This is a genomic window from Flavobacterium sp. (assembly GCF_043778725.1).
In the GTDB taxonomy this organism is placed as follows: Bacteria; Bacteroidota; Bacteroidia; order Flavobacteriales; family Flavobacteriaceae; genus Flavobacterium.
Window position 1 is genome coordinate 1 of sequence record NZ_JAYWFT010000177.1, and the last position, 21,221, is coordinate 21,221.

The window sequence follows — 21,221 nt, forward strand, 5'->3', positions numbered from 1 at the left end:
AGCCATAGCATTTGCATATTTTATGATATTTGACAATGACTCTTGTAAAATTCTATACAATTGTAATTCACTAGAAGTAGGAAGTGATGAATTATAATCAATTTCTGCGGTAACCATAAAGTTGTTAAAGGATTGCGCTCTTTCTACAAGTTGTTCAACGCTTGATTTTAATCCTATTTTATCAAACATAATTGGGTGTAGGTTTCTGCTAATGCTTCGAATATCGTTTATTATAGCATCTATTTTTTTATTTGTCATTTCAGATTTTTCTTCAATGGAGTTTTTTAAGTTCAATAATTCGTGACTTACACTATCATGAAGATCACTTGCAATTCTTTGTCGTTCTTCTTCTGTTTTTTCTAAAAGTTGTTTTGTGAATTGTAATGATTTTATTTTTTCGAGTTTTAGCTTTTTTTGTTTTTTTATAAATGATATTGTGATCACAGATAATAAAAACCCAATGAGTATTGTAATTAATAAAGCAATAGAAAAGTTGTTGTTTTGGATGGTTTTATTTTGTAATGCTATTTGATTTTCTTTTTTTTCTACTTTATATTTACCATCAAGTTCAATAACTTTTGTCATCATTTGATTGCTTGCTACACTGTCTCTTGCAAGAACTATTTCATCATTATATTGTAAAGCACTTTTATAGTCTTTTTTTTGTAATGCATTGTTTTTTAATACAGTATAAAAATTTATTACGGCTTGATAGTTTTCATTTTCTTTCAATCCAGGAATAGTTTTTAAAATTATTTCGGTATTTATATTTCCACCATTTTTCTTAATCTCATATTCGGCAAATGCAGTATCATATTCTCTTGTTGAACTAGGTGAATTTAAATTGGATACTATTGGTTTTATTTCATCTAAAATATTTTTAGCTTCATCAATTTTATCATTTTTTAATAAATTTCCTGCATAATAAGAGTAAATAGATATCTTGAGAACATCGTCTTTTATTTTACTTTTTTTAAACGATGTATAAGTAGAATCTACCAATGAATACATTTTAGAGTTTTGAGCATCCTCATACATTAGTATCTTATTAAATAGACTAATATAAACATTACTAGTGTCTTTTTCTTTTTTGAAAAGACCAATTGCTTTATCGTTATTTTCTATTGCTTTTTTAAAGTTATTTGTTGCAGAATAGATGAGTGAAAATGATGTATAAACATAGCCTATACCATTTGTATCATTAATTTGGGTATAATAATGCAATGCCTTAAAGTTGTTTTCTAGTGCCAAGTTTTGTTTTCCCATACTGTAGTAACAATAGGAAACATTGTAATATGCGTAAGCAATATCTTTACAGCTATTGAAATCTAAGGGTTCAAATTTGGTTATTTTTTTATAATAGGATAATGCTTTTTTAAAATCACCTTCGTCATCATAAAAACAACCAAAATACGAATCTATAAACGTTGTTTTAATAGCACTTACCTGACTTCTATAATTACTTGAAAAATAGTTTATTGTATTTGTAAATTTTTTATCATAAGATGAGAAATAAGATTTTTTTATACTTACTATTTTTAATGCTTTTCTTGCTCCTTCATAATCTTTTTCTTTTATTTTTTTGTTATAATAATCGTAAAAAGTAGGCATGAATTTTTTATTGTAGAAATTGTTTTTTTCATTTAACCAAGTGCACGTCTCATCAAATTTTTCTTTACTATTTTTTTTGTAAACAATAATTTTATTTTTTTCTTCACACGATGCTACCATCATAAGAAGTATACTTAGAACGATAATGAATTTTAAAAATCTTTTAATTGAACAATACATGATCTTTTATTTTTAACAAAAGTATCTATTTTGTTTCAACGATTTATAAATTAGAATAAATCAGGGGTTAACCCTTGCATGAATATTATTTTATAATCTTCAACTTTGCGATATTAAAAAATAATTCAAGTTTTTATGAAAACAACAACAAACAAAAAAAGGAAAACATTTCTTACTACGTTTATCTCTAGCATTGTAAAAATTAAAAAAATATTTATAAGTCAATTACTACGAATTTTAATTTTGGCTACATCAATAATGTATTCATTTTGATTAATGTAGAAAAAATGAATAGGATACTTTTTATTTCTTTAAAGTTTATGATGACATAATTATAATTTTCATCTTTTCCCATAGAAATAAAAACATCTTAAGAAATTGAGTTTTTTTGGTTCTATTTAATCAATAGGAATGCTTTATTATTTCTAAATTTTCTTATCTGTAAGTTTTAAAATGCAACAGATAATAGAATAATCTAAAATCTTTTTTATAAAAAACTAAACATATAAACAGGCATAGTTCGTTTTTTATGAATAAAAACTTTAAATTAGTAGTTTTCAATATCACACTGTATTATGTTGAAAAAATGCATTGAAAGAAGACAATAAATTGTTAATAAATTTAGTTTGTAACAATGGTGTTGCACGTTTGAATAAGTAAATTTGATATTGAGTTTACCCATTTATAAGTTCATTAAAAAAGAGCAAACTTATATTCATGAAAAGAAAATTTATATACAGCTACTTAGTATTGATTTTATCAGTTACATCTGTTTTTGGGTTTACTTTTACAGCTACACCAACTCCAGAAAGTTGCGCCGGAAACGGTACTATCACTTTTACAAATGCTAATCAAGATCCTAATGGAACGATACTATATGTCGTTTATAAATTGCCAGATACAACAACGCCTTATGCAACTGTAAGTTCTAATTTTATAAACGGATTGTCTTCAGGAACTTATAGAATAATTGCTAAAGAAACTGTGGGTGCAACATCTACTGAGCAACAATTAGATGTAGTTATCAACAATACAATTGTGGCGTTGTCTTATTCTGTTCAGAGTTTAAACTTGGCTTGTTCTAATACAAGTAATATTTCTGTTACAACATTGACAGGTGTTGCTGTTACTTACGAAATTTTTTCGGGACCAGTTTTGTTTCCCATTCAAAGTACAAATACTTTTAATAACCTACCAGTTGGTGTATATAAAATTAGAGTTTTTGATAATTGCGGAATAGGAGTAGTGCAAACATTTACAGTAAATCAAAACACAGCAGGAATTAATATAGGACAACCTACTTTCTCCAATACATCTCCGCCATCTTGCAATTTTACTATAGCAACCAATATAATAACACCGTCATCTGGCACAGTTTTAGGATATCCATTAGCAATTACTTACACAGTAAATCCTCCAGGTGGTGGAACTCCAATAGTTTCTAATACTAATTTATTATCAGGAAACCCAACAAGTCAAAGTTTAGTGGCAACGCTTCCAGATTATGTAAATCAAACCTATAATTATGATATTACAATTACCGATGCTTGTAACAGCACGTACACTCAAAATTTTATTGTAAATCAAAATATTACATTAACAAGTAATATTGTTGTTTTAGATTGTAATCAAAATTATTTTGAATTAGGAACCACCAATTTTACACCTCCATTTACTTTAAATTTTACCACCGTTCCTGCAGGATTTAATCCTACAGGTTTTAACGCTAATTATCCTGGACCGTATAATCAAAATGTGGTGCCTTTTGGTAGTGCAAACAACACAGTTCCTCTAGGACTATATTCTGTGACAATTACCGATAGTTGCGGAAGAACAACAACACGAACATTTTCTATAGTATTAAATCCGCCAATTCCAACAGCCGTAGGAACCAATAATGGTTGCTTGTTTAATTCGGGAACAATTGTGGTAACAATTCCATCTTTTACACTTGTAAGCGCAACGATACTTGTTGCTCCGGCAAGTTATCCTAATCCTTTACCATTTAATGTTTCTTCATCAATAGTAAATGGTATTTTAACATTAAATCCTGTTCCGCTAGGCGATTATACAATTCAAATAGCAGATAATTGCAATAGCGTGTTGGCACCAATTAATTGTACAGTGCCAATTTATGTAGATAAAGGTTTGTCTGTAGTGGTTAGACCTGGATGCGATTTACAAAAAACTTCTTTAGAGTTATCTAGCAATAACGGAAAATTAATAACGGTTGCTATTACCAACGCACCAGCTGGTTTTACACAAACCCTACCATTTGTAATATCAAATTATATTATTACCAACGGAAAATTATATCTAAACGATTTACCAGCAGGCAACTATACTTTTACAGCAACAGACGAGTGCAATTTTACCAATACAACAACTATCACTGCCGCTGGATATGCAATAACAACCAATACATTTTCTTTACAACCCAATTGTGGTTCGTTTAATATTCCTTTAAATTTTGTAAGTAATGGAACCGTTGGTCAATCATTTTGGCTACAAAAACAAATAAACGCTGCTGCAAATACTTGGGGTCATCCTGGAACAAGTATTCTTTATACAGATGGAACAGTTCCAACGGCTACTAATTCTTTAGCTTTAATTAATGGAACTACCAATTTTAATTTATCATACAATGGAACTTTTAGAATAGTTAGAAAATTTATTTCCTACAATGACGGAGTAAGCATTAACAACGGATTGGTTGCAGGAATCGATAAAGATTGTATAGAAATTTTAAGTCCTATAATGACGTTTAATGAAGCATTAGAAATTATAGATGCTTCAAGAATTCCTTGTACAGCCAACGGAAATCTTGATGTAGTTGTAGCTGCCAATGGCACAGTTCCTTTAAACTATACAATTACTACCAAAGATGGACTTCCATTTTTTATTAATAACGGAACATCTAATATTTTTTATAATTTGCCATCGGGTGTTTATACTTTTCAGGTAGAGGATGTGTGCGGTAATATTGTAAACAGAATTTTTGATGTTTCTACCTTAATGTCTTTGGTTACAATTACACAACCAATAACAATTTTACAATGTAAAGCTATAATTACAGGAAATGAAACATTTGATATAACACAGCAAAATGCCACTATTTTGGGATCACAATCTGCATCCAATTATACATTAACTTATTATACTTCACTTATTGATGCACAAAATGCAGTTAATCCAATTGTAAATTTGTCTAACTTTAACCCAATTAATAATCCGCAAGCAATTTATGCTAGATTGGTTTTTAATGCTTTGCCAAATTGTTATGAAGTGCGTACTTTTGATTTAATTGTAGGTCAAATTCCAACTTTAAATTTGCAACCAGAATACCTAAATTGTACCGTTATACCAATAGATATTGATGCTTCTGCAAATAATCTAGTAACTACAACTTATCTTTGGTCTAATGGAGCTACAACTCCATTGGTAACAATAAGCCAATTAGGAACAACAAATTTGACTGTGACGGCAACAAATTCGTATGGAAATCCAGTTCAAACTTGTACTACTACTAAAAATATTTCTGTAACCATTTCTGAACTTCCTCAAATTGATCATTTTGAAACTATAGATTGGACTGCCAATGAAAATACAATAACCGTTTTTACAACCAACAATGGTGATTTTGAATATTCGTTGGATAATACTATTTTTCAAAGTTCTAACAGTTTTACCAATTTACTCCCGGGTGTTTACATGGTATATGTGAGAGATAGAAAAGGCTGCGGAATAACTCAAAAACAAGTTTGGCTGCTTTATTATTTAAAATATTTTACTCCCAATGGAGATGGTTTTCATGAAAGATGGCGCATTGAAAATTCTCAATATGAAAATAATTTGAAAGTACTTATTTATGATAGATATGGAAAGTTTATGACTGCTTTGGATGCTCAAAATTTAGGATGGGATGGAACCTATAATGGAGAACTTATGTTTTCATCAGATTATTGGTTTGTAGTATATAGACAAGACGGAAGAGTACATAAAGGACATTTTACTTTGAAGCGGTAATATACAATCTTGTAAAAAAAGGATAAATAAAAAACAATGTAGTTGGTTAGTACCAATAAAACATATTGGTGATATTTTCTTCTCTTGACGCAACAACATTGTTTGTTATATAATAAATGATTTTTATTTAGTCAATTATAGGAAACATAATTTAGGCTAAATAACGTCGCAATATCCAGGCAATAGTCTCGTGTTGTTGGAGTATTTTGGTCAATAAATCGGCAGATCCAGCATCTTTATTTTCATTAGCACAAGTATCAATATCTTTTCTTAGTTCAGCAATCAAGGTTTCGCTATCTCCAAGTAATTCTGTCAACATTACTTTTTGAACAGGATATTTATTTGGTGCTTCTTTAATTCTTGTTTTATCCAAAAATTCGTTCATGGTACCAATTGTTTTTCCACCTAGTTTATTGATACGTTCTGCTACTTCGTCAATAATTTCTTCATATTGAGTATAATGATCTTGAAATAGTTTGTGAAGTTCCATAAAACTTTCTCCTGCTACATTCCAATGAAATTTTCTGGTTTTAACATACAATGTCATCTCATCTGACAAGACAACAGATAGAAGATCAATACTTTTTTCTAAATGATTTTCTGTAATTCCAATTTTTGGTATCATAGTATTTTAATTTTAAATGTTTTAATAAAATGTAAAATTCACTATTTTAACTGCTATTTGTATTATATAAATTTATTAAAATGTTATAGAAATCACACCACAAGTTAGCCTATTTATATTAATTTTTTTTCACAAAAAAAACCAGAGTTGCCATTACAGACAGCTCTAGTTTTAAACAAAACAAAACTAACCTAAACTAAATAATGAATTAATAATTTGTTTTTAATTCTACTCTTCTATTTTTTGCTCTTCCCAATGTGGTTTTATTGCTTGCTACTGGTTTAGTTTCACCTAGACCAATTCCTGTTAATCTTGATTCGGAAATTCCTTTTTCTACTAAGTACGCTTTTACAGAATTGGTACGTTTTTGTGATAAAATCATATTAAAATCGTCCGATCCATTACTGTCTGTATGACCTTCAATTACTAGATTAGCACCTTCATATCTGTTTAATATTTTAGACAATTCATCAAGTTGCGATAAGGATGCTACTTTTAATTTGTCGCTATTATTTTCAAAAAATATTTTGCTACCTATATATGTAATTCTCACAGCATCTTGTTTAGTAATTTCTGGACAACCTTTATTAGCGATTGATCCTTTAGTATTTGGACATCTGTCTTCTATGTCGGCAACACCATCACCATCACTATCTGGACAACCTTTAAGACTTACTATACCTGCAACTGTAGGACAACGGTCTAAATCGTCTGTTACACCGTCATTATCTGAGTCTAATGGACATCCTTTAGCATCAACTTTAGTTCCAAATTTAGTATTGACACAAACATCATCAATATCTGCTACACCATCATTATCACTATCTGGACAACCTTTTAATGCTACAGTTCCAGATAGATTAGGGCAACGATCATTGGCATCTGTAACACCATCATTGTCACTATCTGGGCAACCATTCATGGCTTTTGTGCCAGCAACATCTGGGCAAGAATCTAAATAATCTGCTACACCATCACTATCTTTATCTAGCGGACATCCCATTTTATCTACGACTACACCAGCAGGAGTTTCGGGACAATTATCTTTACTATCTGGAACACCATCTTGGTCGGCATCTTTTTTAGTGCCAAAGTTGAAGGTTAAACCAGCAGTATGCATTAGAAAATCATCTTTTTTACCAGCTACTTGTCCGTCTCTAGAATCATTGTTAGTAAACATAAATGTTTCTTGAAGATTTAATGTTATTACTGGTGATAGTTTAAAGTTGATTCCTCCACCAGCTGTAGGCATTGCTGTATCTATTTTTTCTTTATGAAAATTAAGTTGACTGTCAAACAATATAAAACCGGCACCACCAAAAACGTATGGTCTAACAGTATAATCCGAACTTACAAAATTGAATCTTAAATTTAATGAAGCAGCACTAAAGTCACTCTTAAAACTAGAAATTGAACCATCATTATATCCTAAAGTTCCTTTTGTTAAAAACAAATTAAGGTCAACATATTTTCCTAAATATCTAGAAATAGATAATCCACCCAATCCATAAGATGTATTCTTTGTTTGATAAAAGTCATGACCAAGATCTCCATGATATTGAATCATTCCTCCATGTAAACCTACATTCCATTTTTTATCTTCCGATTGAGCATTTGCAGTAAATGTGTATGCTATTGACATACATAATAGTAAAAATTTTTTCATAATATTTTTTATTTATAATTATACTGCAAAGTTGGTTTGTAAACGTTCGTTAATAGTTACACATCTATTTTAATTGTTTGCGTAATTCTCACATTTACAAAACCCTAATTATTATTTAAGGCTTAATAAAATCACTTAATATTGAAAATCTACATTTTTCACAAAGAAAAACCGCCTCTTTTGGGAGACGGTTTCTTAAAATTATTGATTTTTTTTATTGTTTAATGACTCTTAACGAAGCATTTTCATTGTCTTGGTTGACAACTATATTATAAACTCCCGAAGCATAATTAGCACCAATTTCTAATTTAGATACTGCATCTTTGTTTACACTATATTCTTCTATTAAACTACCAATCATGTTGTACACTTTAACCGTAATTGGATTTTCGTTAGATGATTCAATATTTATTAAAAAGCTTGAAGCAAATGGGTTTGGATATGCAATAGCTTTAAAAATAATATTTTCATTAGAAGTTGTAGTAATTCTTGGAGTAAGTCTAAGTACACCTGGTGTAACAATAGTACAAGTACTTGCGTAAGGTCCAAAGTTTGGTTCGCCTACCATTTTTACAGCTACTTGAACATTATAAACTGTTGACGGCATTAATCCGGTGAAGTTTACTAGTTTAAACTTGTAGTTGGATGTGTCAAATGTTGAATCGTATGATAGACCATCAAATAATCTAAATCTATACAAAGCAGGAGCAGGCGAAACCGGTATTGCAGATATAAACTGGTTTACATTTGCTACAGCAAAACTAGAACAAAAACTAGACTGCAATTGAGTAGTTGGGTAAGCAGGTGTAGTAACATTGCAAGCTACATTATAGGGTAAATAAGTTCCGTCGGTATTGCGTAAAGACACTTCTACTTTGTAAGTTGTTGCGTATAAGATACCAACCAATTGCGTCATGTTAAATTTATTAATTGATTGCGATAGTACTTGAGGAACTCCAACAGGTAGCAAAGAGCTGTCTAATTGTGTTACTCTAAAACGATAAATTAAAACTACTGGTACATTGGTTGTTGTTATCCATTGGTTAAAAGCTGTTAAAGTAGTTCCGCATTGAGATCCAATAGTACTTACCGGATTAGGCGTGTCAACACTACAAGCTAAACCATAAGTATTTTGCCAAACACCACCAATTTTCACATCAATTTCAATTTGATATCTCGAATCATATTTGGTACCAGCAATATTACATAGACAAATATTATTTACTGGTCTATCTACATAAACAGGTGCGCCAATTGGTAAACTTGTTGTTTTGTCTAGTTCGGTTATTTTAAATCGATATTCTGTTGCTCCAGTAACCCAAGTTGCACCAATAGTTGTGTACCAACCAGGTAAAATTGTACCACATTGAGAAGGTTGTACAGACGATAATAAAGTTGTACAAGCGGTTGCACAATGAGGTATTTCGGTATATGGTAATGCTGCATTACTTGCTACAATACTAGAAGTACTAAAACTGGTAGAATTATTTACAACAGGTCTAATTGTTTCTACATTGGCGTAAACCTCTGAAATGGCAGTTTCTGAATTTACAAATCCGCATGAAGTTTCCGTTTTTCCTAAAGCATTTAATTTTAACAAGATCATTCTACTTGTTGCAGTATAGGTAGTTGACATAGCAGTTAGATATAAAAAACCACCTTTTTCAAATCCACCTGTTACATAGTTTTCTGTAGTTGGTAATCCATATCTGTTGGTCCAGATTACATTACCATTTTTGTCTGTTTTAATGACAAAGAACAGATTTTTTTGACCAGATGTATATTTGTTTAACAATAAATAATACCCATCTGTAGCATTGATAATTTTTACACCGTCAAATCCAGATTGTCCTGTTACAGTTATTTTTTTTGTCCAAGTTAATGTTCCGCTTAAATTGGTTTTTACTAACCATATTTTGCTAGTACCAGATGTTGTAAGATTAAAGTTATCATCATTTCCTGTGTTTAATTGTACTAAAGAAGCACCATCAACTATTGGTGCAACAGGATATATTCTTGCAATTGGAGAATTTCTTATGTAGGTTTTTACCCAATTATTAGTACCAGTTGTTGCGTCGTATTGATATAAAGCTGGAAAAAATTGAGAATTAGAATCTACATAATATCTACAAGCACCATACACACTTCCTGCGTTATAAGTAGAATAAAACTCACCACTAATTCCAGATTTTTGATAACCTCCAATTGCACCAGTAGATTGATCAATTTCAAAAATTTCGATACTACTAAATGGATTCGCACCAGTAACTATATATTTGGTACTGCTGCTTTCGTGAACATTGAAAGTTCTATAATTTCCTGTGTTTTTTACCCAAGTAAAAGCATTAGCAACTTCATCATATTTAAAAATAAAACTTCCGCTATTGCTGTTTAAAAGCCCAACTATTTGATTATCTGACGAATCTACAATTAAATCTGTAAGCATTAAACTACTATCGACCAATCCAAAATCAAATGTTCTAGACCAAATAATACCACCGTTGGCATTGAATCTATTAATAATAATTTTAGGAAAGTAGGATGAAGTGGTATAAAAATCTCCATTAGGAATTTTAAATATATTAGGTTTATTTGCATCTACCGGATTAATTTCTTTAACAAATGTATTGCCACAATTTGTTACAGTTGAATTGGCTAGAGTAATATTTCCCGAAACAAGAAAACCAGCTGTAGTGTCGAAAAAATCTACAACAGCTCTAATCTTCCAAGTTCCAGACATAGGAGTTGAAATTGATGTAACTACAGGAGAAGATAAAAAGTAATAAGGCATTCCTGGAACTACCGTTATTGGAATTGTAGTTAAATCGGGTCTTACTAATTCTAGCGATGTTAAAGAATCATCGTAAGCTAAACCAAAATTGCAAGTTAAACTTGTTGTTCCTGCTGCTACTACAAATGGTCTTTCAAAGGTATAAATAGAAGGATTTGATGAATAAAACACACCAGAATCATTTATCCAATTGGCATTTGTACCCGATATTGGTGAAGGTTGCCAATACGAATGTGCGCCACATGCCTTGGGTGATGGATTACTCAAAATTTGCCAATTTGGATCGGTAGTTCCAATTGAAAGCGCGTTTCCAGAATTGTCAACTCCTGTACTCACATTAATAACTTGTGAGTTCATATTTAATCCTAATAGTAGCATTAAATAAAATAATAGTTTTGTTTTCATGATTTAAAATTTTTGTTAAATAACTGATTAAATGCTTTTTATAAGCACATTACAAAGTTGCAAACTATATAACGATCAATTGATGAGGTTTTAACTGAAATTCATCTAGGTTTATTAACGGAAAAAAATACCGTCGTTTAACGGATATAGAAACCGTTAAACAACGGATGCCCAATTATTTTAAATAACATTACTTTGTATCAAAATAAAAACTATTTTTATAAAACTATTTTTATAAAACTATAAAACTATAAAACTATAAAACCATTAATTATGAAATCACAATCCTTAAGAATTTTTACTATTGTAGCATTGACTGCTATCATCACAGCACTTTTAACTTTTTATTTATGTAAAAGTAAAGAACACGCAGAGATTCCAGAGAAAGACAGAAGCAATACAATATGTATGGATTACAATACCGATTTACCTCCAGTTTTAACCTCAGAATTAGTAAAAAGTATGGTTGCTAAATATGATAGTGTACAACTTTATAATATTGAAAATGCTACTTCCAACGCTGTTCCTAGAGATGCAAGAGCAATATGGTTTGATCTAGAAACATTAAAAAAGTTTTTATATCACATTGAACATAATGTTTCTAAAAATTATGCCTTAGGTCAGAATAAGCGCATTGGAGTTCGAATTTATTATGCTGCATATCCCAAAAATGAGAGAATGCGAGACATGTCGTTGACACAAGCAGATCCTAATTTTACCTATAATACAGACTATGAAAACCTACATACACTAGTAATGATTCCTACAATTAGTGGTGCGAATGGTGTAAATTACGATTTTAATCCAATTGATGCTGCAACTTACAATGGCTTTGTAAATATGGATACCAAAGATAAATTTTCTTTTATCAACGACAGTTATTCTATTTTAACATTAGGGTCGGGTAGTGATCCAGTAATTCCTGGTTCGGGACAAACAAATAACAGTATTAATGCAAGAAATCACGGAGTTTTAACACCTCCAGATAGTGTATTAGGATTTGGATTTTAAAAAGAAAACATGACATTATTAAATTTTTTACAAAATAGTATTGTTGGTGCAGAAGGACTTAGCGCTTTTGTTGGTCTTTTGTATTATAAAAAAGTAGAAAACACTTATTGGAAATATTTAGTGTGGTATTGTTTATTAATTTTTTTAAATGAATTATTTAGTCTTCTAGTCTTAGTTAATTATACAGATTTTAGAGGTTATTATTATGATATTTACGGAATTCCAATTCAGTTTTTGTTTCTTTTTTGGTTGTTTGCAAAAAAATCATTGCAACTCAATAAACTCTATACAATAAGTGTAATACTATATTTATGTTCTTTCTTGCCACATTTTTTTTATAAAGAACGGTATGGTTTAATTAATTCAATGAGTTATACAATAGGCTGCTTTTTTTTATTGATAATGTGTGTGTTAGAGTTTTTAAAACAAATAAAATCGGACGATATATTAAACTTTAAGACAAATCGAATGTTTTATATAAACTTGGGCGTTTTATTATTCTATATAGGAACGATGCCCTTTTATACTTTTATGAAGCAAATTCTAGAATCGGATGTTGAATTGTATAAGAGTTATAGAAATTTTTCGGTAATTGCTGGTATCATTTTATATTTATTATTTACCTTGTCATTTATATGTGGAAAACAGAAGAAATAGTTACTCTTTCAATATTCTATTTGTTTTTTATTGCATTTTTCATTGCAATGGTAATCTTTATTATTCAGTACCGTCTTAAAAAAAAACAAAATAACAAAATGTTACAAATACAACATGACGAACATAAACAAGAGCTACTTTCTACACAAATAGAAATTCAGCGGCAAACGATGCAACACATTGGCAGAGAAATTCACGACAATATAGGGCAAAAGTTAACATTGGCAAGTCTTTATACACAACAATTGGCGTACGAAAATAAAGCACCACACATTAATGAAAATATTGAAAACATTAGCAATATAATTAATCAATCGTTATCTGAGCTGAGAGAATTGTCTAAAACTTTAACCAATAATGCTATAGATTCCAATTCAATAGCTCAATTATTAAAACAAGAAATTAGTAAAGTAAATGAATTGAAAGTTGTAAATATTGATTTTAATTCTAATGCAAGTCATGTACATTTACCCTATCAATCGAAAAGTGTGTTATTGCGAATCACTCAAGAATTTATACAAAATAGTATTAAACATTCTAATTGCGAAAAGATTACCGTACTACTCACAAAGCAAGACACTACGCTACTGTTGTCATTACAGGATAACGGAAAAGGATTTGACACAAGTAAAACTAAAAGTGGTGGTATTGGATTAAACAATATGAAGAAAAGAGCAGAAATAATAGGAGGAAATTACAATCTAACTAGTAGTGTAAATGGGACAAAATTAACAATTGAAATTGAATTAATATGATAAAGCATACCATAGTTATTGTTGATGATCACATATTGATAGCCAAAGCACTTCGTGGTATTATTGCCAATTTTGAAGATTTTGAAGTTTTGTATGAATGTGAGAATGGTAAAGATTTACAAAAACAAATTACATCTAAAAAAGTAGTTCCCAATATAGTTTTACTAGACATAAGCATGCCTGTAATGGACGGATTTGAAACGGCATCGTGGCTCAAAAAAAACCATCCTAAAACACTAGTAATGGCGTTAAGCATGCAAGACGACGATCAAAGTGTTATTAAAATGATAAAAAATGGATCTAAAGGATATTTATTAAAAAATACACATCCAGCAGATTTAGAAATTGCTTTAAAAACAATGGTAGAAAACGGATGTTATTATCCAGAATGGGCAGCAAGTAAAGTATTTGCAAGTTTAGGAATAGAATCTAAAAAACTATTGGAAGAAATTAGCATTACCGATAGAGAAAAAGAATTTCTAAAATACTCAGCAACAGAAATGAGCTATAAGGAAATTGCCGAAAACATGATTTGTAGCCCAAGAACAGTAGAGAGTTATCGCGATAATCTATTTGAAAAATTAGAATTAAAGACTAGAGTAGGGTTGGCCGTTTATGCAATAAAAAATGGATATGATGGTATTTAATATTAAGCATTATCATTCTTTACTTTCTCTATAAGTATCTCTTCAATTTCGACATCGCTATATTCTTTAGCCAATTCTAATATTTCACTTTCTGTTTTCTTATTAGTATTTAAAACAGCGTTGTTGGCAGTTTCGTGTGACGAAATTAACTCGTTTAGTTTTAAATGCATAAGCGCCGAATATTTATTAAATGATTTTTGGATAATAAATAAGCTCAAGAAAGTGATTCCAAAAATTAGGTCACCAATGTTTTGATGCCAATCTTTGGACGAAAATAAATTGGTAGACCACCAATAACTAACTAAGCAAACTGCAAAAATAAATGTTATAGAATTACCAAGTAGCATAGTAGCAATTGATGTTATTTTTTCAAAAATCTGTTCTACTAAAATTTTATTTTTTTTCATACAAATGGTTTATAAGAATCTGTTTTTAAAATTTTTAAATTCAATACCCCAAAAATCTTAAATTGATCACTAACTGGTCTGTAAAAGTAATAAATAACTAAAAAAATAGATTGGAATTTATGTAAAAAATGATTTTAAATTTACTTTACACGCTTGCCTTAGAATTAAGAACTCAATTACTTTGTTTTTTTATTTTTTATAAATGGTTGTTAAAAACTTTCAAAAAAGGACAAATATTTTTTGTTAATTAAAATAGCATTGAAATAAAATTTTCAGCACTAATTTTCAGTCTATTAATAAATCAATTTTTATAATTTGAGATAGATATAAATTTGTTTGTAATTTTTTTATTTTAAATAGATATGTTTTCAACAATTCTTAAATAAAATCTGCTAATTCCCAAACATTCAGTGACTTCACGTTTTTCAATATTTGTTAATAAAGTAAAATGTACTAAATGTGTTATTTTGATTAATTTTGCTTTAATTTATAAGATGAAGATACTTAAATTTTTATGATGCAGAAGAATATAAATACTCTAGGTAAACTAACTTTTTCAAGACACAAGACCTTCATTTTATGCATTATTTGTTAAATTTTTAAACTAATTTTTATATGTCAAATCTAAACTTAACAGGACAAGAGCATTATATTTTACTTCAAGCTCTAAATTGTTATAAAATTGAAATTGAAAAATCTGAATTTAAACCAAATTCTATTTTTACAAAAGAATTTATTGTAAATCATGTTGAAAGTTTATCTTCAAAAATCAATAAACTTGAGGAACAATTTGAATCTACAAATAGTAATTAGTAACTATTGAATAAATGAATGAAACTTTTATCAATATCAGTAAAATAATTGAAAGAGATAGTAAATCTACTACTTACAAATATGCTTTATTAAGAGGAACAATTGATATTATTCAAGATAATTCGCCGTTTATTGAAATTAAGAAAAATGTAGTCGAAATTCCTCTAGGTTTGCTAATTGAGAAATGGATGATATATTATTATCCAATACTTGATAGTGATGTCTTAATTCCACAAATAAACGGAGATAATCTAAAAATTGCCTTTCAAATTAAATTTCTACCAATTATAAATTATTACAACAAATTTGGAGGTTTATCTGCCTTTTATAATGATATAAGAATAAAAGGAATAAGTAAAGAAGTTAATGAAGAGTTTTACGAATTAGTCAAAGAATTGAAAACAAATATTGTTAAAAATCCAATGCAGTATATTGGAAATTCAATTAATAAAAGTTATTATTCAATTTATAATTATCAAAATAATTCGTCATTACGAAAGTCAGAAGTTCAAAATTCTAATTGGTTAATAAATAGTTGCGGCACTTTTACAATTCCAATTGAATATTTTGAAGCTTTCAAAATGCTTGGAAGTTTTATTAGTGGAACAGATAATATTTTATTTAAATGGGCTGAATTTTCTGTAAAAGCAAGTGGTAAAAAATTAAATTCAGAAAAGATAATTTCAGAAATTCTAAAAAATCCAATTACAGAAAGAGAAGTATCTAATTCAAAGAAATTATACAAATCAATTCTAAAAGAGACTGGAGAAATCATTTGTGTTTGGACTGGAAAAAAAATTAATAATTATGATATTGACCATGTAATTCCATTTTCTATTTGGAAAAATAATGACCTTTGGAATTTAATGCCTGCTCAGTCAACAGTTAATAATAAAAAAAGAGATAAAATTCCATCTGTCGAATTAATTACAAATCAAAAAGAGATTATAATCCATTACTGGGAAATAATTCATAAAGTACAAGAGCAAAGATTTTTAGAGGAAATTCAAGTTACTTTATTAGGAAATAATCCAATTAAGAATTGGCAAAATATTGCATTTAATCAACATTTAAATACTTCTAAATATTTAATTGAAACACGCGGTTATGAGCAATGGAAAATATAAAGGGTAATCAAAATAGTCATCTAACAGCAATAGAAAGAACTTCTCTTTCCTATCCAGCAAGAATTGTTTTAAATCAAAATAAAATAATTGGGAGAGTTCTTGATTTTGGATGTGGAATAGGCAAAGATGTAGAACTATTAAAAGTTAAAGGAATAGATATTATTGGATATGATCCGTTTTATTTTACAGAATTCCCAAAAGAAAAATTTGATACAATTTTGTGTTTTTATGTATTAAACGTTTTGCTTCCAGAAGAACAAGCAGAAGTTTTAATGAATGTTTCAAATCTTTTAAAACCAAACGGAAAAGCCTATTTTGCTGTTCGCAGAGATATTCAATACGAAGGTTATAGAGTTCATAAACTACATAAAAAGGAAACATATCAATGTTTGATAAAATTAGCGTATTTGTCCATTTTTAAGAATGAAAACTGTGAGATTTATGAATACGAACATTACACAACTTTAAACAAAGGAAATACAAATTTAAGTCCGTTTTTAATTGGAGAAGAAACAAGAGAATTAATAGTTGAAACTGCGACTGTTTTTTCGTTTTATGATAAATTTCCAGTTTCAAAAGGTCATTCTTTAATTGTTCCAAAACGATTAATTTCAAATTATTTTGATTTGACTTTAAAAGAACAAACTGCTTGTTGGATTGTTGTAAAAAAAATAAAGACAATTTTACAAGAAAAATTTAATCCCGATGATTTTATTGTGGGTATAAATATGGATGAAGCTGCAAGTCAAACTATTTCACATTGCCATATCCACATAATTCCAAGATTTAAAGGCAGTGTTGAAAAATTAAATGGTGGAATTTGTGAAGTTATTCCGAGTAAAAAAGCGTATTAATTTTAAAAATTGATATGGACAAATTACTTAAGTCAAACAAATTACAATATTAGAAAAGCATTTTTTTTAATTCAAATTTATAAACAAGAAACAGGCATTTAATATATAAAAATCCATTAATGATACAATTTTAATAAAAAAGCCCTCCTAATTTAAATAATAGAAGTGTTTTAGATAAAAGCGAAACAGCTTAAGTTAATAATTATAAAAACTCAAAAAATTGTACAAATTAAATATTTTAATTAAACCCTATTCAAAATAACGTTCTGAAAGGTTTATATTTTGTTAAGATTATAAAATAATTAAAAACAAAAAACCCTAACTAATTGATAATCAATTGTTAGGGTTTTAATTCAGCGGAGAAAGATGGATTTGTTTCACTCTCTTTATGCTAGTATTTATAAGGCTTTAGCTGTAATATGTTTCGATAGGTCATTAAATAGGTCACTAGTAAAAACCAATAAAGAACGTTAAATAATATTTGATGTAAATATAATTAATAATCCTATATAATACAATACTTTAGACGATTATTTGAACTGCTTAATGAACTAGTATTTGATGAGTAGAGAACCTTTTAAGAGCTTCGTAGAAGCATCAAAACTTATCCGATAATACAACGTAAAACGTGTTCCATTTGTAACCCTGAAAAAGTACAGAATTCCTCAATTGATATTAATTGATGCGGCTCTTTATTCAAACTATCTTTTACTTTCTTCAAATACAATCTTGCTTGTCTATATGTTTTACCTGTAATACGTTGTACATCTTTTGGATAAATACATACCCTAGTGTTACTTCCTACCACATTTTTATATTTTAATACATTATCTATGCCTTTGGTACACCTTTGAGTAACCTCAGCATACAATCAATTGGCTACGATTTTATGCAAAGTTATGGAAATCACTTTATGAATAAGTGATTAAAACAGGTAATTATATACCTTTTACTACCACTATTGCCATTCGCTTTTTGAATTTAGGTTTTAATCATATAAACTTTGCTCATAATCATTCGAGATTTAGTTGCAACGAGTATTCGGAATGAAAAAGAAAAGAAGTGATTTAATAACTTAAATTTTAGAAATTATGGCAAGACAGAAAGGCATAATTAAATTAAAAGGTACTATCGGAGATATTACTTTTTACAAAACGCAAGACGGACATTTGGCGCGTGAAAAAGGTGGCATTGATGCCAGTCGTATTAAAAATGATCCTGCGTTTCAAAGAACACGTGAGAATGGTTCTGAATTTGGTCGAGCTGGTAAGGCTGGAAAAGTGTTGAGAACTGCTTTGAGAGCATTGCTTTTGAATTCTGCCGATGGTAGAATGGTAAGCCGACTTACTCAAAGAATGGTACAAGTTATCCAAGCTGATTTAATAAGCGTTAGAGGTTTGCGAAATGTTATTGATGGCGAAGCCGAGCTTTTAGCAGGTTTTGAATTCAATATTCGTGGTAAACTGGGAACCAGTTTATTTGCTCCTTTTGTGGGAGTAATTGACAGAGTTACAGGAAATATCACTGTTGATTTGGCTTCGTTTATTCCATCTAATATGATTGCTGCACCATCAGGAACAACACATTTTAAAATCATTTCCGCTGGTGCTGAAGTAGATTTTGAAGCGGAAACATTTGTTGAAGCACATTCAGAAACGGCAATTTTACCATGGGACACAACCGCTACGGCTGTAATTAGTCAAACAAATGCAGTAACTCCAGCTAGTACAAAACCTTTGTTTTTGGCTTTGGGTGTAGAATTTTACCAAGAAGTAAACGGTCAAATGTACCCTTTGAAAAATGGGGCATTTAATCCATTGGCATTGGTGCAAGTGAGCGGATTGTAAGATGGTTTTAATACTGTTAAGAATTTATTTCCCTGAAGGAACTAATGGTAAACTCGAATGCGAAGGCAAATTGATTTGCAACACAATTGAATTGCCGTGGAAGACGAACGAAACGAAGGTTTCCTGCATTCCAGAAGGGAAATATTTTATTAGAAAGCGATACAGCAAGAAATTTCAATGGCATTTGGAGGTTTTGGATGTAAAAAACAGAAGTTTGATTTTGTTTCATCCTGCCAATAATGCTTTGAGAGAATTAAACGGTTGTATTGCTCCAGTAACAAAACTTTCTGGACCAGGTTTAGGTCTAATGTCCCGAAAAGCTTTTGCCAAATTAAAAAGTTTGGTTTACAAAGCTTTGGAAAAAGAAGAAAGTGTTGAATTGATTGTTAAATCTTAAATTCATAGATTATGAATATAATAAAAAGAGCGAAAGCTCCAACTCCAAAATTTTTCAAAGTGCTTCGAAATATTGGTTTGGCATTGGCTGCTGTTGGCGGAACTATTTTGGCAGCACCAATAGCTTTACCAGTTGTAGTAACCGCAATTGGCGGTTATTTGGCAGTTGCAGGCGGTGTTGTTTCGGCAGTTAGTCAATTGACCACAACGCAAGAAAAAAGCAATGCAAGTAACTAATCAAACATTGATGGGTACCGCTAGCGGTACATTTTTGAGTATTGTACCAAATTTGCACTCTGGTGATGTTTTAAAAACTGTAATATTAGCATCTGTTGGTGCGATTGTCAGTTTTTCGATATCTTTGGTACTCAAATTTTTTATAAAGAAGCACAAAAAATAGTCTAATTCTAGTTGTGGTGACCTTTGAATTAGACAATAATGAAGCCCAAACCGTAAGGATTGGGCTTTTTTTGATTTTATACTTCTCCAAATTGATTGAGTTCAACCTCAACAACTACAACTTCGGAATTATACCAATACAAATCGTTGTATTTTGCATAATCTAATGCTTTCGCTCTACTATCAAAAGCACCAAAAAAAACTCTTGATGCTGTTGACTTCCAACTATCGGTTTGAAATAATAAGAATACGCTCATAGGATTGATTTTAAGGATTAATAAATAAATTATCTGTTGCTGTAGCGATATAGAATAATTCTACGCATATCGTTGATAAGGTTGATGTTTTCGTGAAATTGTTTTTCTTTGAGTTCTAAAAGTTTTAAAGCTGCAACATGTTTTACATGCTCTTCGTGTTCTTCCATTAATAATTTAGATTTTAAAAAAAATTCTTTTTTGAAATCGGGAAGACGCAAAAACGAAATGACAGAACCAACTAAATGTTGATGCCAAAATTTAGATTTCCATAAGCTGTATGCAATCCAGTAAATATTTTCGCAGTCGGCTGCACTATCAAAGATTACTACAAAGCTGTTAGTAAATTGCTCTTTTTGTGGTTTACCGCTGTTCATCCCTTTGTTAAGTATGAATAAATGAGGTTTGGCGTATAACGTGTCTTTTTGGTGCGTTTTGATGATGAAATTCGGCATACTTTCGGTTTTTAAGATGGTGTGCCTCGTTACCACAAGCCACACATAAAATTTTTAAAAGAAAAAAAAAAGAAAAAAAGAAAGTCATCCTTCAAGTGGAGGTTTCAAGAAAAACAAGTTTTTTAGAAAAAATACTACCCGATATTTCATCGGAAATGTGGGTGTGAAATCTGAAGTGAATGTTATTGCGAAACGTTATGGGTGGAGATTTTTTCTAAAACCCGCAGGGCTTGAACTTTTTTTTCTTGAAACTGGAACTTACCTTTACTTTCTTTTATTTATTATTTTTTTATTT

At 29.7% G+C, this 21,221-nt stretch carries 19 protein-coding genes; 11 read left to right on the forward strand and 8 right to left on the reverse strand.

The window, feature by feature from the left end:
• On the reverse strand, positions 1-1,734 hold a 1,734-nt coding region (locus tag ACH2CG_RS15885; RefSeq protein ID WP_395066962.1), incomplete at its 3' end, for a histidine kinase.
• 774 nt (positions 1,735-2,508) lie between these two features.
• On the opposite strand from ACH2CG_RS15885, the gene ACH2CG_RS15890 reads away from it, so the two are divergent.
• A complete protein-coding gene (locus tag ACH2CG_RS15890) occupies positions 2,509-5,817 on the forward strand; it encodes a T9SS type B sorting domain-containing protein (protein WP_395066964.1) in 3,309 nt (1,102 codons plus the stop codon).
• Positions 5,818-5,968: 151 nt separating this feature from the next.
• On the opposite strand, the gene ACH2CG_RS15895 is transcribed toward ACH2CG_RS15890, so the two are convergent.
• The 3 genes from ACH2CG_RS15895 to ACH2CG_RS15905 form a co-directional block, all read right to left on the reverse strand.
• Positions 5,969-6,442 carry a Dps family protein gene (locus tag ACH2CG_RS15895; protein ID WP_395066966.1) on the reverse strand — a complete coding sequence of 158 codons (474 nt, stop codon included), beginning with the start codon at positions 6,440-6,442 and terminating at the stop codon, positions 5,969-5,971.
• Positions 6,443-6,650: 208 nt separating this feature from the next.
• A complete protein-coding gene (locus ACH2CG_RS15900; RefSeq protein ID WP_395066968.1) occupies positions 6,651-8,108 on the reverse strand; it encodes an OmpA family protein in 1,458 nt (485 codons plus the stop codon).
• A 214-nt stretch (positions 8,109-8,322) separates the two neighbouring features.
• A complete protein-coding gene (locus ACH2CG_RS15905; RefSeq protein ID WP_395066970.1) occupies positions 8,323-11,304 on the reverse strand; it encodes a T9SS type A sorting domain-containing protein in 2,982 nt (993 codons plus the stop codon).
• A 273-nt stretch (positions 11,305-11,577) separates the two neighbouring features.
• Between ACH2CG_RS15905 and ACH2CG_RS15910 the strand changes: the two genes are divergently transcribed.
• The 4 genes from ACH2CG_RS15910 to ACH2CG_RS15925 all read left to right on the forward strand — a co-directional run bounded on the left by ACH2CG_RS15910 (position 11,578) and on the right by ACH2CG_RS15925 (position 14,374).
• Positions 11,578-12,315, forward strand: a complete 738-nt coding sequence (locus ACH2CG_RS15910; RefSeq protein WP_395066972.1) for a hypothetical protein — start codon at positions 11,578-11,580, stop codon at positions 12,313-12,315.
• 9 nt (positions 12,316-12,324) lie between these two features.
• The gene (locus ACH2CG_RS15915) at positions 12,325-12,972 is read left to right on the forward strand and encodes a hypothetical protein (RefSeq protein WP_395066974.1); all 648 of its coding nucleotides are present in this window, start codon (positions 12,325-12,327) and stop codon (positions 12,970-12,972) included.
• A 98-nt stretch (positions 12,973-13,070) separates the two neighbouring features.
• A complete protein-coding gene (locus ACH2CG_RS15920; RefSeq protein WP_395066976.1) occupies positions 13,071-13,727 on the forward strand; it encodes a sensor histidine kinase in 657 nt (218 codons plus the stop codon).
• Positions 13,724-14,374 (forward strand): response regulator, encoded by a 651-nt coding sequence (locus ACH2CG_RS15925; RefSeq protein WP_395066978.1) that lies wholly within the window; start codon positions 13,724-13,726, stop codon positions 14,372-14,374. Before ACH2CG_RS15920 ends, ACH2CG_RS15925 begins: the two co-directional genes overlap by 4 nt.
• A gap of 2 nt (positions 14,375-14,376) precedes the next feature.
• On the opposite strand, the gene ACH2CG_RS15930 is transcribed toward ACH2CG_RS15925, so the two are convergent.
• The gene (locus ACH2CG_RS15930; RefSeq protein WP_395066980.1) at positions 14,377-14,781 is read right to left on the reverse strand and encodes a low affinity iron permease family protein; all 405 of its coding nucleotides are present in this window, start codon (positions 14,779-14,781) and stop codon (positions 14,377-14,379) included.
• A 615-nt stretch (positions 14,782-15,396) separates the two neighbouring features.
• Between ACH2CG_RS15930 and ACH2CG_RS15935 the strand changes: the two genes are divergently transcribed.
• Genes ACH2CG_RS15935 through ACH2CG_RS15945 form a run of 3 tightly spaced genes read left to right on the forward strand, consistent with a single transcriptional unit; the run spans position 15,397 to position 17,575 of the window.
• Positions 15,397-15,594, forward strand: a complete 198-nt coding sequence (locus ACH2CG_RS15935) for a hypothetical protein (RefSeq protein WP_395066982.1) — start codon at positions 15,397-15,399, stop codon at positions 15,592-15,594.
• 14 nt (positions 15,595-15,608) lie between these two features.
• On the forward strand, positions 15,609-16,721 hold the full coding sequence (locus ACH2CG_RS15940) for an HNH endonuclease domain-containing protein (RefSeq protein ID WP_395066984.1): 1,113 nt from the start codon (positions 15,609-15,611) through the stop codon (positions 16,719-16,721).
• Positions 16,709-17,575, forward strand: coding sequence for a bifunctional class I SAM-dependent methyltransferase/HIT family protein (locus ACH2CG_RS15945; RefSeq protein ID WP_395066986.1), 867 nt, complete (start codon positions 16,709-16,711; stop codon positions 17,573-17,575). Before ACH2CG_RS15940 ends, ACH2CG_RS15945 begins: the two co-directional genes overlap by 13 nt.
• 604 nt (positions 17,576-18,179) lie before the next feature.
• On the opposite strand, the gene ACH2CG_RS15950 is transcribed toward ACH2CG_RS15945, so the two are convergent.
• Positions 18,180-18,383, reverse strand: coding sequence for a hypothetical protein (locus ACH2CG_RS15950; protein WP_395066988.1), 204 nt, complete (start codon positions 18,381-18,383; stop codon positions 18,180-18,182).
• Positions 18,384-18,666: 283 nt separating this feature from the next.
• Here ACH2CG_RS15950 and ACH2CG_RS15955 point away from each other — a divergent pair, with 283 nt between their 5' ends.
• The 3 genes from ACH2CG_RS15955 to ACH2CG_RS15965 are packed head-to-tail and all read left to right on the forward strand — an operon-like array spanning position 18,667 to position 20,055.
• Complete coding sequence (locus ACH2CG_RS15955; protein ID WP_395066990.1) at positions 18,667-19,422, forward strand: hypothetical protein; 756 nt, start codon at positions 18,667-18,669, stop codon at positions 19,420-19,422.
• A 1-nt stretch (position 19,423) separates the two neighbouring features.
• Complete coding sequence (locus ACH2CG_RS15960; RefSeq protein ID WP_395066992.1) at positions 19,424-19,819, forward strand: DUF5675 family protein; 396 nt, start codon at positions 19,424-19,426, stop codon at positions 19,817-19,819.
• A gap of 11 nt (positions 19,820-19,830) precedes the next feature.
• Positions 19,831-20,055 (forward strand): hypothetical protein, encoded by a 225-nt coding sequence (locus tag ACH2CG_RS15965; protein WP_395066994.1) that lies wholly within the window; start codon positions 19,831-19,833, stop codon positions 20,053-20,055.
• A 239-nt stretch (positions 20,056-20,294) separates the two neighbouring features.
• On the opposite strand, the gene ACH2CG_RS15970 is transcribed toward ACH2CG_RS15965, so the two are convergent.
• Positions 20,295-20,474, reverse strand: a complete 180-nt coding sequence (locus ACH2CG_RS15970) for a hypothetical protein (protein ID WP_395066996.1) — start codon at positions 20,472-20,474, stop codon at positions 20,295-20,297.
• 29 nt (positions 20,475-20,503) lie between these two features.
• Positions 20,504-20,926 (reverse strand): DUF6943 family protein, encoded by a 423-nt coding sequence (locus tag ACH2CG_RS15975; RefSeq protein WP_395066998.1) that lies wholly within the window; start codon positions 20,924-20,926, stop codon positions 20,504-20,506.
• Between the last annotated feature and the right edge of the window lie 295 nt (positions 20,927-21,221).

Excerpts from the sequence above, each read along its gene's own strand:
- ACH2CG_RS15920 (WP_395066976.1), top strand. The coding sequence starts at position 13,071 with ATGTTACAAATACAACATGACGAACATAAACAAGAGCTACTTTCTACA.
- ACH2CG_RS15975 (WP_395066998.1), bottom strand. The coding sequence starts at position 20,926 with ATGCCGAATTTCATCATCAAAACGCACCAAAAAGACACGTTATACGCC.
- ACH2CG_RS15955 (WP_395066990.1), top strand. The coding sequence starts at position 18,667 with ATGGCAAGACAGAAAGGCATAATTAAATTAAAAGGTACTATCGGAGAT.
- ACH2CG_RS15890 (WP_395066964.1), top strand. The coding sequence starts at position 2,509 with ATGAAAAGAAAATTTATATACAGCTACTTAGTATTGATTTTATCAGTT.
- ACH2CG_RS15970 (WP_395066996.1), bottom strand. The coding sequence starts at position 20,474 with ATGAGCGTATTCTTATTATTTCAAACCGATAGTTGGAAGTCAACAGCA.
- ACH2CG_RS15965 (WP_395066994.1), top strand. The coding sequence starts at position 19,831 with ATGAATATAATAAAAAGAGCGAAAGCTCCAACTCCAAAATTTTTCAAA.
- ACH2CG_RS15910 (WP_395066972.1), top strand. The coding sequence starts at position 11,578 with ATGAAATCACAATCCTTAAGAATTTTTACTATTGTAGCATTGACTGCT.
- ACH2CG_RS15915 (WP_395066974.1), top strand. The coding sequence starts at position 12,325 with ATGACATTATTAAATTTTTTACAAAATAGTATTGTTGGTGCAGAAGGA.
- ACH2CG_RS15945 (WP_395066986.1), top strand. The coding sequence starts at position 16,709 with ATGGAAAATATAAAGGGTAATCAAAATAGTCATCTAACAGCAATAGAA.
- ACH2CG_RS15900 (WP_395066968.1), bottom strand. The coding sequence starts at position 8,108 with ATGAAAAAATTTTTACTATTATGTATGTCAATAGCATACACATTTACT.
- ACH2CG_RS15940 (WP_395066984.1), top strand. The coding sequence starts at position 15,609 with ATGAATGAAACTTTTATCAATATCAGTAAAATAATTGAAAGAGATAGT.
- ACH2CG_RS15925 (WP_395066978.1), top strand. The coding sequence starts at position 13,724 with ATGATAAAGCATACCATAGTTATTGTTGATGATCACATATTGATAGCC.
- ACH2CG_RS15960 (WP_395066992.1), top strand. The coding sequence starts at position 19,424 with ATGGTTTTAATACTGTTAAGAATTTATTTCCCTGAAGGAACTAATGGT.
- ACH2CG_RS15935 (WP_395066982.1), top strand. The coding sequence starts at position 15,397 with ATGTCAAATCTAAACTTAACAGGACAAGAGCATTATATTTTACTTCAA.
- ACH2CG_RS15895 (WP_395066966.1), bottom strand. The coding sequence starts at position 6,442 with ATGATACCAAAAATTGGAATTACAGAAAATCATTTAGAAAAAAGTATT.
- ACH2CG_RS15930 (WP_395066980.1), bottom strand. The coding sequence starts at position 14,781 with ATGAAAAAAAATAAAATTTTAGTAGAACAGATTTTTGAAAAAATAACA.
- ACH2CG_RS15905 (WP_395066970.1), bottom strand. The coding sequence starts at position 11,304 with ATGAAAACAAAACTATTATTTTATTTAATGCTACTATTAGGATTAAAT.